The sequence below is a fragment of the Nocardia sp. IFM 10818 genome, assembly GCF_054655275.1.
Genome location: NZ_BAAHJH010000001.1, coordinates 5,544,014 through 5,557,518 on the forward strand (window position 1 = coordinate 5,544,014; position 13,505 = coordinate 5,557,518).

Genomic DNA, 13,505 nt, shown 5'->3' on the forward strand with positions numbered 1-13,505 from the left:
CGAATGTTACGAGCACTGCGCCGCTGCGGCGGCATGGTCCTCACCCTCGCGGTGAGTTCGTTCCTCATCTTCGCCGCCATGTACGCCGCGCCCGGCGATCCGGCCACCTTCCTGATCGGCAATCCGGAGGAGGCCACCCCCGAGCGCATTGCCGCCATCGAGGCGCAATATCACCTGAACGAGCCACTGCTGAACCAGTATTGGCATTGGGCGAGCAATGCGTTCACCGGCGATCTGGGCACCTCGGCGCAATATCGCCAGCCGGTGGCCGACCTCATGGCGAGCCGGCTGCCCAACACCCTGTCGCTGGTCGGTTATGCCGCGCTGCTGTTCACCGGGTTCGGCATTCTGCTCGGCGTGCTCGCGGCGGTGCACCGGCGCCGGGCCACCGATTCGGTCGTCGTCGCCACCACGACCCTCGCGGCCTCGGTGCCCTCGTTCGTGATCGGCATTCTGCTGGTCTCGCAGTTCGCGGTCCGGCTGGGCTGGTTCCCGGTCGCGGGTGCGGGCGAGGGCTTCTTCGACCGCGTCCACCACCTGACGCTGCCCGCCGTGGCCCTGTCGCTCGGGGCGGTGGCCATCGTCTCCCGGGTGACCCGGCAGTCCATGGTCGAGCAGTTCGATGCCGAACATGTCGAATTCGCACGGGGTTTCGGTCTCTCCGAGCGCAAGGTGATCATCCGCCACGTGCTGCGCAATGCCTGGGGGCCGATCGTCACCATGATCTCGCTGATCATGGCGAGCATGCTCGCCGGAACCGTCGCCGTCGAAAGCGTCTTCGGCATCAGCGGCGTCGGCGCGCTGCTCGTCGACGCCATCAATGCGCACGACTTCGCCGTCGTACAGGCCGTGCTGCTGTACATGGTGGTGGCCTACATGATCGTCACGCTGCTCGTCGATCTGCTGCTGCCGCTGTTCGATCCACGCATCAACACCAAGGTGAAGGCGTCATGAGCACCACTCTCGCACCCGCCCTGCCGGTCGCGCCCGCGGCGACGGCGAAACGCGTCGGCCCGATGTACGCGGTGGCCGCGGGGTTCCTGGCGCTCGTGGTCGTCGCGGCGGTGCTCGCCCCCTGGCTCGCACCGCACCGCCCGGACGCCATCGACTTCTCCGCCATCTGGGCCGGACCCAGTCCGGAGCATCTGCTCGGCACCGATCAGCTGGGCCGGGATCTACTGTCCCGCTTGATATTCGGTGCACGCGCCACCCTGATCGGCCCGGTGGCGCTGTTGCTGGTCGCCACCGCGCTCGGTGTCACCATCGGCACCCTCGCGGCCTGGACCGGCGGCTGGCTCGACGCCCTGCTCGCCCGCATCACCGATGTCATGTTCGCCTTCCCCGGACTGCTGTTCGTCGTCCTGGTGGTGGCCGTGTTCGGCAAGGGTCCGGCCACCGCCGTGATCGCGCTCGGCCTGGCCTACACGCCGGTGATCGCCAAATTCACGCGCAGCGTGGCACTTTCGGAAATGGCCAGACCGTATGTGGACGCCTACCGGGTGCAGGGCGTGGGAGCGGCCGCATTGTGCGTGCGCTACCTCGTCCCGAACATGGCGCCGGCCCTGCTCGGCTATCTCGTGGTGCTCTTCGGTGAGGGGCTCATGGGCTTGGCCACGCTCAGCTTCCTGGGTTTCGGTGCGCAGCCGCCGAGTTCCGAATGGGGCCTGATGGTGCAGGAGGGTCAGGACGCCATCATTCAGGGCCGGTTCCTGCCCACCGCCGTCCCGGGGCTCGCGATCGCCGCGGTGGTCGTCGCCGTCAATATCGTCGGCGTCCGGGTCGCCGACACACTCGCCGCGCGGAGGTAGAGCGATGCTTCTCGATATTTCCGGACTCACCCTCGATTACCGGTCCCGGGGAATCAGCACCCGCATCCTCGATGGCGTGAGCCTCCGCGTCGAGCGCGGCGAGACCATCGGGCTGGTCGGCGAATCCGGTTCCGGCAAGTCCAGTACCGCGCGCGCCGCACTGCGCCTGCTCGACGACACCGCCGAGCTCACCGGGTCGGTGCGGATCTGCGGTACCGACGTCGCGGCCGCCGGCCCCCGGCAACTGCGCCGAATCCGTTCCCACGACGTGGGTTTCATCCAGCAGGATCCGCGCGCGGCGCTCAATCCGGTGCGGCGGATCGGCGATTCGCTCACCGAGCGGCTGGTCCACGTCCACGGAGTGTCCTCGCGCGAGGCGCGGGCCCTGGGGCTGGAACTGCTCACCGTCGTCGGCATCAGCCGCCCCGAACAACGCATGCGGCAGTACCCGCACGAATTGTCCGGCGGCATGCTGCAGCGCGTGGTCATCGCCACCTGTCTGACCCCGCGACCGAAACTGCTGTTCGCCGACGAGGCCACCAGCGCCCTCGACGCGACGACCCAAGCCGAGGTGCTGGCCCTGCTGCGCACGCTGCGGGCCGAACGCGATCTCGGCATCCTGTTCATCACCCATGATCTGCATCTGGCCGCCGCCTACTGCGATCGCGTGTACGTCATGCACCGCGGCCGCATCGTCGAAGAGCTCAGTGGCGGAGACCTTTTCGACGGCGCTCAGGCCCCTTACACCCGAAGCCTGCTGAGCGCCGTGCCGACCCTGACCCCGACCCGTGTGAAGGAAGCGATCCGATGACACCGGATTCCGCCGCGCCCACCCTGGTGGCCGAGAATCTGCACCGCACCTTCGCGACGGGCGGCTCGCAGCCACCGGTCACCGCCGTCGACAATGTCTCCTTCCACATCGATCCGGGCGAATCGGTGGGCCTGGTCGGCGAATCCGGTTCGGGCAAGTCGACCATCGCCCGCATTGTCGCCGGCCTCGAGCGCCCCGACCGCGGCGCCCTCACCGTGCACGGCGAGGACCGCCTCACCCGCGCGCGCGGCCGGGCCGCCCGGCTGCGCCGCGCCCGCGCCGTGCAGATGGTGTTCCAGGACCCCTACGGTTCCCTGGATCGCCGCCTCACGGTCGGCCAATGCCTGCACCACGCCATGGCGCTGCACGGCCACGGCTCACGCACCGAGATCCGCCGCCGGGTGCGCGAACTGCTCGATCAGGTCCGGCTGGAGGCCAAGCACGCCGATTTCAAACCCCACCAGTTGAGCGGCGGCCAGCGCCAGCGCGTCGCCATTGCCCGCGCCCTGGCCGTCACGCCCGGCATTCTGGTCCTCGACGAGGCGGTCTCCGCGCTCGACGTCTCCGTGCAGGCCCAGATCCTGGCCCTGCTCAACGATATTCGCGCCGATTCGGCGGTCGGCCTGCTGTTCGTCAGCCATGATCTGGCGGTCGTCCAGGAGGTCACCGACCGCGTGCTCGTGCTCTATCAGGGCGCGATCGTCGAAACCGGTGACACCGCCGCGGTCTTACACTCACCACAGCATCCCTACACCCGGCTGCTCGTCGCCTCGGCGCCGTGCGCGGGCTGGGATCCGACCGAGGTGATCACCAAACGCCGGGAATTCACCGAAACCTTGCGGCCCGCCGGCTGACGGTACCGAGGAGCGAGACGAATTCAGATGTGGACCACGGGATTCCGGGCGAGACAGAGGATGGTGTCGGCGCCCGGGCCGAGTGACGCGTCGGAATACTCCCAGACCGTGCCCGGCACGCCCTGGCAGGCGGAATCGATTCCGTAGCCTTCGGCCCGGGCGGTGACGCGGTAGAGCGCGGTAATGGCGCGGCAGTCGACCACGGCGATGCCGTCGGCGGCGGTGCGGACGCAGTTGCCGACCTCAGGTGGCGGCGGGGCCTCGGTGACGCTGCCGAACAGGCAGAACGTGGCGGCCACAGCGGCGGCCACGGTGATCGTGCCGGTGCTGGCGGGATGGTGAATCATCGGTGTGTCGCAATCAGGTTCGGGTGAATACACTGCGGTGATGCTCGATGCGCTGCTGTCCTTCGCCGTGGTCGCCGGTTTGCTGACGATCGTCCCGGGCCTGGACACCGCCCTGGTGTTGCGGGCGGCCGTGAGCCGGGGGCGCGGGTACGCCTTCGCCACCGCGACCGGAATCGGCTGCGGCACCCTGGTGTGGGGCGTCGCCGCGGCGGCCGGAGTCTCGGCGCTGCTGACGACCTCGCAAGCGGCCTATACCGCGCTGCGGATCGCGGGCGCGATCTACCTGGTGTGGATGGGTATCGGCATGGTCCGCGAGGCCCTGCGGCGGACCGACGCCGCGGTCGTGTCCGCGGAGGAGGCCGAACACCGCCTGCTGGGCGCGTGGGCGCGCGGGGTGGGGACCAACCTGCTCAACCCGAAGGTCGGCGTCTTCTACATGGCCATGCTGCCGCAGTTCCTGCCCGCAGAGGGCAATCACGTGCTCATGGGCATTGCCATGGCACTGGTGCACAACATCGAGGGCATGCTGTGGTTCACCGTGATCATCTGCGCCGCCGGCTGGGCCCGGACCTGGCTGAGCCGCGATGGTGTGCGGCGCGCCCTGGACAGTCTCACCGGCACGGTGCTGGTCGGATTCGGGCTGAAACTGGCGGCCGCGTCGAACCCGTGACACGCCCATCATCGCGCCACGGCGGGTAGCTCGCCCGCGAGCGCTCCACGCGTGGGATCGCCCCCGGCGCTGATCGCCGCGGCCGTCACACCTTTGAAGAGCGCGAGCACATCGCGCACGAAAGCTGTTCTGGTGACCCGCAATCGGCGCAGCGCCGGGCCGTGATCGGCGGCCACCACCACGGCCGCACCCAGCATGACGACCCACCAGCCCGCCAGCATGAGCACCCGCAGCGACCGCGGCGTCGGCGCGAAGGCCGCCCGCAGGCGCAGGCAGTGGAAGGGGACGTGACGGCGCTCGTCCTCGAGAATCAGGGCCGCCACCTGAGTGGTCAGCGAATCGGACGTGCCGTCGCGCAGCGCACGGTAGTAGCGCAGCGCCACCACCTCGGCGACCGAGAGGACCATCAGCTCCAGGCGCAGGCCCAGCGCGCGGCGCAGACGGACGAAGACCGCATCGGTCCAGTGCGATGAAATCGTCTCGTGCCCAGCGGAATTCAGCAGGTTCGCCAGCAGCCGCGCATGATTGATTTCCTCCGCGACGAACAATCGGGCGGCCGCCGCGTATTCGGGATCACCGGCCCGTTCGGCCTTGCGGATGAGATTCGCCCCGTCTCCGCTTTCCCCGACCTGGAATCGCTGCACGCTGCGCGCGACGACCGGATCGAGCCCGGCTCCCCTCCCCCATTCCGGATCGCCGGCCGCCGCCCGCGCCGCGGCCTTCGCCTCGAATTCCATCGTCCATCGCGTGAAATCACTGGTACGCCCCACGGCATTCCTCCCGTTCAGCCCCGTGATCGGGGTCGATCTCAAAGCCTAGGAACCAGGTGTGCGGATTAGTCGGCCCGTTTGTGGAGATTCTGTGTAGTGAGGGGCCTGAAAAAGGGAGGTGACGACATGTTCAAATCGCTACGGGCAGCTGTCGCCCGAGTTCTCGGCGGCGAGGCGATGATTCCGACGTCGCTTACTACCGATACGACGTGCAATACCTTCGATTGTGTGGACGGCGGCGGCACCGTCGAAACCGATCAGGAAGGCGCCATGTGGTGCCGCGGCGGCGTGCACGGCGACAAGGAAGTGCTGTAGTCCCGCGGGATTCGCGCCCAGCGGCCGATCTGCTCGTGCCTCGCGGGCAGGTGCGGCCGGTCCCGGGCCGCGCGGCCGGCGTGCTTCGAACCGGCGCGGTGCGGAAACCGTACTTCCCCTCGAGAGGCTCAACACGTGGAGGTCGCCCATGCGGGTGAACAGGGTGACGGCGGACCTGTCCGAGTACCCGGATCTGGTCGTGATCCTGCTCGGCATGCGGGTGCGCAAGCCCCGCGGCATACTGCGGCTGCTCGGCGTGGGGCCCAAGCTCTACCGGTCCCATCGGGACCGCCCCGACGGCCTGCTCGCGCACGAGGACGTGGTGTGGTCGATGTTCCCGCCGCACTGGGGCGCCCGGCAGTACTGGCGGGATCTGGAGAGCCTGGAGCGCTGGACGCGGTCGGAACCGCACCGCATCTGGTGGCAGCAGTTCCTGCGGGATTCCGGCGGCACCGGGTTCTGGCACGAGGCGTATTTCGCACGCGGCGGGATCGATTCGGTGTACGACGACATGTCGCCCGCGGGGCTGGCGCGGTTCGCGCCCACGGTGCCCGCGCGCGGCCGGTTGTTCTCCACCCGCGGCCGGGTACGCGGCGCGAAACCCGAGATTCCTTCCGTGGTCGGCGAATCCGAGTATTACAACTCTCGCGACAATCAACAGCGTGCCGCTATTGATTTACCGGCAGCAAACATTCATGCTCATATTCCAGGGCCGTTGACAGGCCGTGCGTCCGCCGAATCGGTGAACGCCGGCGAACAGCAGGCATCCGTAAACCTGCCACCGGATGAACTTCCCGGTGGAAAACTGTGATACGCCGTCCAAGATATTCTCGAGCGGCATTCGCACGCCTAGGTTGTGCCCATGCATGTGCTCTACGTGTGCAGCGGGAACGTTTGCCGATCAGTCATCGCCGAGCGCCTGACGCTCGCGGTCGCCGCCGCACACGGGCTGCAGGAGCTGTCGGCGGAAAGCGCCGGCGTTCGGGCCCTGGTCGGATTTCCGGTGGAACCGCTTGCCGCGCAAACAATTACCGGACTGGGCGGCGATCCGAGCGGCTTCAAGGCGCGCCGGCTGAAAGCCGATATGGTGCACCGCGCCGACCTGGTCCTCACCATGACCGAGAAGATCCGCGATCAGGTCCGCAAACTCGTGCCCGAGGCGCTGCCGCGCACCTTCACACTGCTGGAGGCGTATCGGATCGCGAAGGTCAGCGGCGCCCGCTCGGTGGTCGGACTGCACGCCGCACGCGACGATCTCGCCTACGTCGGCCGGGAGAACATCGCCGATCCGGTCGGCCTGTCCGCCCAAGCCTATTGCGAGGTCGGCGATGCCATTGCCGACGCCCTGGTCCCGCTGCTGCTGGCGCTGCACGCGCACGAGCATCCGCAGGCCACCATCCACCCCCGCACCGCCGCCGATGATGCCGGTGCCGCCCGCCCGACGCTGCTGGTCCTGGCCGGCGGCCGCTCCGAAGCCAAGCCGAGCCTCGAATCCGCCAAATCGGGAGTGGAATCCGCCGAACAGGGCTCGAAATCCCCCCGACCTGCACCGGAACCCTTCCAGCCGGAAGCGAAATCAGCCAAGCGCGCAGGCTTCTCGGCGGGGTAAACTCCAGCGTGTCAATGCACCTGTCTGCCCAGTTGGTCCGATAAAGGATTACACTCCCCGCGGAACACCACCGCCGGTGGTTCGACACAGGAACAGGACTCAGACATGCCGAAGCGAATTTCGGATGTTTCACTCCATGTTTACGTGACACCGCAGATCCTCGACCGCGTCACCGAGACGGTATGCCGCGTAGTCGATGAACACGTGGCCGATCGCGATATCTTCGCCTGGCGCTTCACCCTCCCCGTCGAATGCGACGATCCGACCCACACCGTCCTCGAAACACAGTGGCGTCTGGATCATCCCGCGGCCGACCCGGGCGAACGCCGCACCTACGAAATCGCCCTCAGCCTGGTCGGCGAAGCCCGCCAACTCACCAAAGCCGGTATCGCGAAACTCGAACAGCGCCTCGTCCTGGAGCTCTCCGCCGACGAGCCCATCCCCTACATCGTGCACGCCCTGCAGCGCGAGAACTTCGATCTCGAAGAGAACCGCGAACTCATCTGAGAAACACATCGGGCCGCACCCCGAGGGGTACGGCCCGGACGATGGTTCCCGGCTCAGCGGCGCGCCGGGAAGTGCCGGATCACGCCTTCCTGCACCGTCGTCGCCAGCAGATCCCCGCCGCGCGAGTAGAAGTGCCCGCGCGCCAGCCCGCGCGACCCCGAGGCCACCGGCGACTCGGTCGCGTACAGCGCCCAGTCGTCGAACCGGAACGGCCGGTGGAACCAGATGGAGTGGTTCACCGTCGCCGCGATGATGCGGTCCAGCCCCCAGGACAGCCCGTGCGTGGTGATGATCGAATCCAGCACCGTGGTGTCCGACGAATACGCCAGCGCCGCAACATGAATCAGCGGATCATCGGGCAACGCGCCGTCGGTGCGCATCCACACCCGATTGTGGTTGAGCGTCTCGCCGGTCCCCTTGAGGATCCACGCCGGATCGTTGGTGTACCGCATGTCGATCGGATGCGGTGCGTTCACGAACATCTCGAGCTTGTCCTCGAGCCCGACGAACGACTCCTCCACGCGCGGCAGCCCTTCCGGATCCGGCACCTCGGGCAGCGGAGCGCTGTGCTCGAGCCCCTTGCCGTAATCCTGGAAGGCCGCCAGCATGACGAACAGTTCCTGCCCGTCCTGGTAGGCGGTGACGGTCCGATTCGCGAACGCCCGCCCGTCCCGGTGCCGATCCACGTGGTATTCGATCGGCTGCTTGGGGTCGCCGCCGCGCACGAAATGCGCGTTGACGGCGTGTACCGGGCGTTCCGGTCCGACGGTCCGCCCGGCGGCGATGATCGCCTGGGAGACCAGCTGACCGCCGAAGGTTCTGCTCCACACCTTCTCCGGATGATGTCCGAGGAAGATGTCGGGCCCGTTCTCCTCCAGATCCAGGATGCTCAGCAGCACCCGCAGATCATCGGATAGGCCCGGCCCTTCGGGGTCCGCGACGGTCTCGCCCAGCGATGCACTCACCTAGTGGTCCTCCTCGCCGATACGGTGCACGTGGATCAGGTTGGTGGAGCCGACCGTACCCGGCGGGGAACCGGCCACGATCACCACCAGGTCGCCCTTCTTGTACCGCCCGATGGACAGCAGCGAATTGTCGACCTGATGGATCATCTCGTCGGTGGATGCCACCGGAGGAACGATGAACGTCTCGGTGCCCCACGTCAAGGCCAGCTGCGAACGAATCGCCGGATTGGGCGTGAAGGCCAGCAGCGGCAGCGGCGTGTGCAGGCGAGCCAGGCGGCGCACCGTGTCACCCGACTGCGTAAAGGCGACAAGCGCTTTGGCGTTCAACCGCTCGCCGATGTCGCGGGCGGCGTAGGAGATGACGCCGCGCTTGGTCCGCGGCACATGGGTCAGCGGCGGCACGCGGGTCGAGGACTCGCTTTCGACGGCGTGCACGATGCGGGCCATGGTGCGCACGGCCTCGATCGGGTAGTCGCCGACGGAGGTCTCACCGGAGAGCATGACCGCGTCCGCGCCGTCGAGCACCGCATTGGCCACGTCGGAGGCCTCGGCGCGGGTCGGACGCGAGTTGGTGATCATGGATTCCAGCATCTGGGTGGCCACGATGACCGGCTTGGCGTTCTCGCGCGCCATCTGGATGGCCCGCTTCTGCACCAGCGGCACCTGTTCCAGGGGCAGCTCCACACCGAGGTCGCCGCGTGCCACCATGATGGCGTCGAAGGCCAGCACGATGGCCTCGAGGTTGTCGATGGCCTCCGGCTTCTCCAGCTTGCCGACCACCGGCACCCGGCGCCCGACGCGGTCCATGATGTCGTGCACCAGTTCCACGTCCGAGGGCGAGCGCACGAAGGACAGCGCGATGAAGTCCACGCCGAGCTTCAGGGCGAACTCGAGATCCTCGATGTCCTTCTCGGACAAGGCCGGAACCGAGACGTCCATGCCGGGCAGCGAGACGCCCTTGTTGTTGGAGACGGGGCCGCCCTCGGTCACCTTGCAGACCACGTCGTTGCCCTCGACGCGCTCGACGATCAGGCCGACCTTGCCGTCGTCGACGAGCAGGCGGTCACCCGCCTTGGCGTCCTGGGCGAGCTCCTTGTAGGTGGTCGACACGCGGTCGTGCGTGCCCTCCACATCGTCGACGGTGATCCGGATTTCCTCACCGGTCGCCCATACCGTCTTGCCCTCTTTGAATCGTCCGAGGCGGATCTTCGGTCCCTGCAGGTCGGCGAGAATGCCGACGGCGCGGCCAGAATTGTCACTGGCCTGACGCACCTTCTTGTAGTTCTCGGCGTGGTCGGAGTGCTCGCCATGGCTGAAATTCAGCCGCGCCACATCCATACCGCTCTCGACGAGTTCACGAATACGGTCCTCGGAGGACACTGCCGGCCCGAGGGTGCACACAATCTTCGTTCGTCGCATCACATGCTCAACCCTAGACCTGCCGGATTCGTCCCGCTGACCGGGCACGGTCTGTTCGCAAGATATATGTTTCGCCGTCAGCTAATCCCTGGTCAACGCGCTACGTGCCGAGCGAGCCTGGTCTCCAATCGGGTCTGGCCGAAGCTCAAGATCAGGCAAATTACCCAGTAGTAGATAGCCGCGACACCGTAGAGGGTGAAGAACTCGAAGGTCGGCGCGGCCGCGTTCTGGGCGGTACGCAACAACTCGGTCACCAGGATGGTGGAGGCCAGCGAGGTGTCCTTCACCAACGAGATCAGGGTGTTGGACAACGGCGGCACGGCGATGCGGGAAGCCTGCGGCAGGATGATCATTCGCATGGTCTGCGAGTAGGTCATGCCGACCGCGTAGGAGGCCTCCCACTGGCCGTGCGCCACCGAAAGGATCGAGGCGCGAACGACTTCCGCGGCATACCCGCCCACATTGAGGCTGAAGGCGATGATGGCGGCCGGGAAGGGATCGAAGGAGATCCCCAGCTGCGGCAGGCCGTAGAAGATGATGAACAGCTGCACCAGCAGCGGCGTACCGCGAATGATCGAGATGTAGAAGCGGGCCGCCGCGGACAGCGGCCACACCTTCGACATGCGGGCCAGCGCCACGAACAGCGCTATGGCCAGGCCGATCACGAAGCTGATCGCGGTCAGCGGCAGCGTCTTGGTGACGGTGGCCTCCAACATGGGCCACAGGTTCTGCCGGATGAGAGCCCAGGTAGAGGCATCCATTGTCAGATGTCGCGCCCGGCTTACTTGCTGACGTCGGTGCCGAAGTACTTCTCGGAGATCTTCGCCAGGGTGCCGTCGGCGCGCAGTTCGGCCAGGGCGGTGTCGACCTGGTTGATCAGGTCCTGATCGTCCTTGCGGGCGGCGAAGGCCTGCTGACTGGTCTCACCGGTCTTGCCGGCGACCTTGACCGAGGAGTCGTTCTTGGTCTTGGTGTACTCCGCGAAGGCCAGGCTGTCATTGACGGTGGCCTCGACGCGGCCCTGCTTCAGCAGGGTGATGGCCTCCACGAAACCGGGCACGCCCTCGACATTGCAGCCCGCGGAACCGGCGACCTTGGACCAGTTGCTGGTGGTCGACTGCGCGCAGGTCTTGCCGCTCAGGTCGGCGAGATCGTTGATGCCGTTGGTGTCGGTCTTGGTGATGATGACGCCCTCGGAGACCGTGTACGGCTGCGACAGCGAGTACTTGCCCTGGCGTTCGGGATTCACCGTCACCTGGTTGGCGACCAGATCGAAGCGCTTGGCCTCCAGGCCCGCGAAGATGGCGTCCCAGGGGGTCTGCACGAACTCGACCTTCTTGCCGAGCTTCTCGCCGATCGCCTTGATGACGTCGACGTCGTAGCCGGTGAGCGAGCCGTTCTGCTCGTAGGAGAACGGGGAGTAGGTGCCCTCGGTGCCGACCTTCAGCACATTGGGGTCGTCATTGTCACTGCTGCAGGCGGTGAGCCCCGCAGCGGCCACGACAGCGAGCACGGCGGCGAACAGCTTACGACGCACGGGCGGATACCTCTCCTCGAGCGCGGACGCACCCGCGCGACACACAAACAACCGACAAAGGGTACGCCGGAAACCGACCGGACCGCACAACAACGATCCTGTTGCCTGCAAACCTTGTGTGGATCCGACGGTGATGATAGCGGCGGGCGGGCACCGCCCTGCCCAGTGGTGCCCGCCGGAATCGGTGTGTCGAATCAGTCCTTGAGCGGACGCCCCTGCGGATCCGGCACCTTGCCGGTGAGGATGAGAATGCCGTCGATGAGGGCCCAGATGCCGAAGCCGCCACAGGTGATCAGCTGCAGCACGCCGATGGTGGTGTAGCCCAGGTAGAAACGGCCGATGCCCAGCGTGCCGATGAGCAGCTGCAGCAGACCGGCGGTCAGCTTGGACTTGTCCGAGTACGGGACGCCGTAGGGGTCCCGGCCCCACGGGGCCTCCGGATCCGCGCCGTAGGGCATGGGCTGGCCGTAGGGCGCCGGCTGCGGCTGACCGTAGCCCGGCTGCGCGCCGTAGGGCTGCTGGCCGAAGCCGGGCTGCGGCTGGCCGTACCCCGGCTGGGGCTGACCGTATTGCGGGCCCGTCCCCGGGGCGCCGTATTGCGGCCCGGGCTCGGGCTGCTTACCGAATGGATCGGTCACTCGAATCCTCCTGAACTCGCGGGCCCCCGGCCGAGGCAGCCGGGGCATCCCCCATCACTGTCGAACCCGCCGTGCAGGTTTCACCACCCGTGGGTCAGGAGTCATTCTTGCCGAGGTCGGCCGATTTCGTCGCCTCAGCTTTCGAGGTCTCCGTCTCCCCCGGTGCGGAACCTTCGGATTCTGAGGAGTTATCGCCGTCCGTCGCGGAATCGTTGCCATCGGGCGAGGATTCGGCCGGGGATTCGGACTCTTCGGTCGCCTTCTCCTCGGCCACTTTCTCCTCGGCGGACTTCTCCACGGTCAGCGCCGCACCCGCCGCCCCGTAGGCGCGCAGCGCGGCGAGCTGCCACGGCCAGGGCCGTTCCACGCCCGCGCGAATCTGCTCGGCCGTCTCCCGCCCCCTGGTCGCGAGCAGGAAATACGCCACGGCACAGGCGAAGACGATGGCGGAGGTGAAGGAGTTGATGCGGATGCCCGCGATATGGGTGGCCTCGTCATCGCGCAGCAGCTCGACCCAGAACCGGCCGAAGCAGTAGATCGCGACATACAGCGCGAACAGCCGCCCGTGCCCGATGCGGAACTTGCGGTCGATGTAGAGCAGCGCCGCCACCCCGAGCAGATTCCAGATCATCTCGTACAGGAAGGTCGGCTGCACGACCTTGATGACCACGCCGGAGGAGACGCCATTCATCATGTCCGGCTTGATGCCGTCGAACCGCTCGTAGATCTCCAGGCCCCACGGCATGGTCGTCTCGCGGCCGTAGAGCTCCTGATTGAAGTAGTTGCCGAGCCGGCCGATGGCCTGCGCCGCCAGAATGCCCGGCGCGATGGCGTCGCCGAAGGCGGGCAGCGGCACCTTGTAGATGCGGCAGCCGATCCAGGCGCCCACCGCGCCGAGCGCCACCGCGCCCCAAATGCCAAGGCCGCCTTGCCAGATCTTCCACCAGTCACCCGGATTGCCGCCCGGGCCGAAGTACTTGTCCCAGTCGGTGGCCACGTGATAGAGCCGCCCGCCGATCAATCCGAACGGCACCGCGAACATGGCCACATCGAGGACCATTCCGGCCTGGCCGCCGCGTTCCTTCCAGCGCTTCTCACCCAGCCAGATGGCGAAGACGATGCCGAGAATGATGCACACCGCGTAGGCGCGCAGCGGGAACGGGCCGATATCCCATACGCCGCGGGGCGGACTGGGAATGTATGCCAGCACATTCACGGTCGGGACACTCTCGGCCATGGCTCGTATGGTCACGCG

The 13,505-nt window shown here is 67.2% G+C and carries 17 protein-coding genes; 9 read left to right on the forward strand and 8 right to left on the reverse strand.

The genetic code is table 11. The annotated features are described in order from the left end of the window. Positions 1–3: 3 nt before the first annotated feature. Genes ACYQ5L_RS25765 through ACYQ5L_RS25780 form a run of 4 tightly spaced genes read left to right on the forward strand, consistent with a single transcriptional unit; the run spans position 4 to position 3,473 of the window. Entirely contained in the window at positions 4–954 is a 951-nt protein-coding gene (locus ACYQ5L_RS25765) for an ABC transporter permease (protein ID WP_459960859.1), read from the forward strand. Further along, positions 951–1,808, forward strand: a complete 858-nt coding sequence (locus tag ACYQ5L_RS25770) for an ABC transporter permease (protein ID WP_459960860.1) — start codon at positions 951–953, stop codon at positions 1,806–1,808. Before ACYQ5L_RS25765 ends, ACYQ5L_RS25770 begins: the two co-directional genes overlap by 4 nt. Before the next feature lie 4 nt (positions 1,809–1,812). Next, entirely contained in the window at positions 1,813–2,619 is an 807-nt protein-coding gene (locus tag ACYQ5L_RS25775) for an ABC transporter ATP-binding protein (protein WP_459960861.1), read from the forward strand. Continuing rightward, entirely contained in the window at positions 2,616–3,473 is an 858-nt protein-coding gene (locus ACYQ5L_RS25780; RefSeq protein ID WP_459960862.1) for an ABC transporter ATP-binding protein, read from the forward strand. The genes ACYQ5L_RS25775 and ACYQ5L_RS25780 overlap by 4 nt, the downstream gene beginning before the upstream one ends. Positions 3,474–3,496: 23 nt before the next feature. Here ACYQ5L_RS25780 and ACYQ5L_RS25785 read toward each other — a convergent pair whose 3' ends face one another. Next, positions 3,497–3,820, reverse strand: coding sequence for an LppU/SCO3897 family protein (locus ACYQ5L_RS25785; protein WP_459960863.1), 324 nt, complete (start codon positions 3,818–3,820; stop codon positions 3,497–3,499). 40 nt (positions 3,821–3,860) lie between these two features. On the opposite strand from ACYQ5L_RS25785, the gene ACYQ5L_RS25790 reads away from it, so the two are divergent. Beyond that, positions 3,861–4,490, forward strand: coding sequence for a LysE family translocator (locus tag ACYQ5L_RS25790; RefSeq protein WP_459960864.1), 630 nt, complete (start codon positions 3,861–3,863; stop codon positions 4,488–4,490). A gap of 8 nt (positions 4,491–4,498) precedes the next feature. Here ACYQ5L_RS25790 and ACYQ5L_RS25795 read toward each other — a convergent pair whose 3' ends face one another. Beyond that, positions 4,499–5,260 (reverse strand): ferritin-like domain-containing protein, encoded by a 762-nt coding sequence (locus ACYQ5L_RS25795; RefSeq protein WP_459960865.1) that lies wholly within the window; start codon positions 5,258–5,260, stop codon positions 4,499–4,501. Between the two features lie 126 nt (positions 5,261–5,386). Here ACYQ5L_RS25795 and ACYQ5L_RS25800 point away from each other — a divergent pair, with 126 nt between their 5' ends. The 4 genes from ACYQ5L_RS25800 to ACYQ5L_RS25815 all read left to right on the forward strand — a co-directional run bounded on the left by ACYQ5L_RS25800 (position 5,387) and on the right by ACYQ5L_RS25815 (position 7,691). Continuing rightward, complete coding sequence (locus ACYQ5L_RS25800) at positions 5,387–5,575, forward strand: hypothetical protein (protein ID WP_459960866.1); 189 nt, start codon at positions 5,387–5,389, stop codon at positions 5,573–5,575. A 148-nt stretch (positions 5,576–5,723) separates the two neighbouring features. Beyond that, entirely contained in the window at positions 5,724–6,386 is a 663-nt protein-coding gene (locus ACYQ5L_RS25805) for a monooxygenase family protein (RefSeq protein ID WP_459960867.1), read from the forward strand. A 51-nt stretch (positions 6,387–6,437) separates the two neighbouring features. Further along, complete coding sequence (locus tag ACYQ5L_RS25810; RefSeq protein WP_459960868.1) at positions 6,438–7,184, forward strand: arsenate reductase/protein-tyrosine-phosphatase family protein; 747 nt, start codon at positions 6,438–6,440, stop codon at positions 7,182–7,184. A gap of 105 nt (positions 7,185–7,289) precedes the next feature. Continuing rightward, positions 7,290–7,691: a hypothetical protein gene (locus ACYQ5L_RS25815; RefSeq protein WP_459960869.1), complete on the forward strand. Its 402-nt coding sequence runs from the start codon at positions 7,290–7,292 to the stop codon at positions 7,689–7,691. Between the two features lie 53 nt (positions 7,692–7,744). Here the strand turns inward: ACYQ5L_RS25815 and ACYQ5L_RS25820 are convergent, their stop codons facing one another. From ACYQ5L_RS25820 to lgt, 6 genes are all read right to left on the reverse strand, one after another. Further along, positions 7,745–8,656: an acyl-CoA thioesterase gene (locus ACYQ5L_RS25820; protein ID WP_459960870.1), complete on the reverse strand. Its 912-nt coding sequence runs from the start codon at positions 8,654–8,656 to the stop codon at positions 7,745–7,747. Next, on the reverse strand, positions 8,657–10,078 hold the full coding sequence (pyk, locus tag ACYQ5L_RS25825; RefSeq protein ID WP_459960871.1) for a pyruvate kinase: 1,422 nt from the start codon (positions 10,076–10,078) through the stop codon (positions 8,657–8,659). Positions 10,079–10,167: 89 nt separating this feature from the next. Then, positions 10,168–10,836: an amino acid ABC transporter permease gene (locus ACYQ5L_RS25830; RefSeq protein WP_459960872.1), complete on the reverse strand. Its 669-nt coding sequence runs from the start codon at positions 10,834–10,836 to the stop codon at positions 10,168–10,170. A gap of 20 nt (positions 10,837–10,856) precedes the next feature. Further along, positions 10,857–11,612 carry an amino acid ABC transporter substrate-binding protein gene (locus tag ACYQ5L_RS25835; RefSeq protein WP_459960873.1) on the reverse strand — a complete coding sequence of 252 codons (756 nt, stop codon included), beginning with the start codon at positions 11,610–11,612 and terminating at the stop codon, positions 10,857–10,859. Between the two features lie 194 nt (positions 11,613–11,806). After that, complete coding sequence (locus tag ACYQ5L_RS25840) at positions 11,807–12,250, reverse strand: TM2 domain-containing protein (protein ID WP_459960874.1); 444 nt, start codon at positions 12,248–12,250, stop codon at positions 11,807–11,809. A gap of 94 nt (positions 12,251–12,344) precedes the next feature. After that, a complete protein-coding gene (gene lgt / locus ACYQ5L_RS25845) occupies positions 12,345–13,487 on the reverse strand; it encodes a prolipoprotein diacylglyceryl transferase (RefSeq protein WP_459960875.1) in 1,143 nt (380 codons plus the stop codon). Positions 13,488–13,505: the final 18 nt, after the last annotated feature.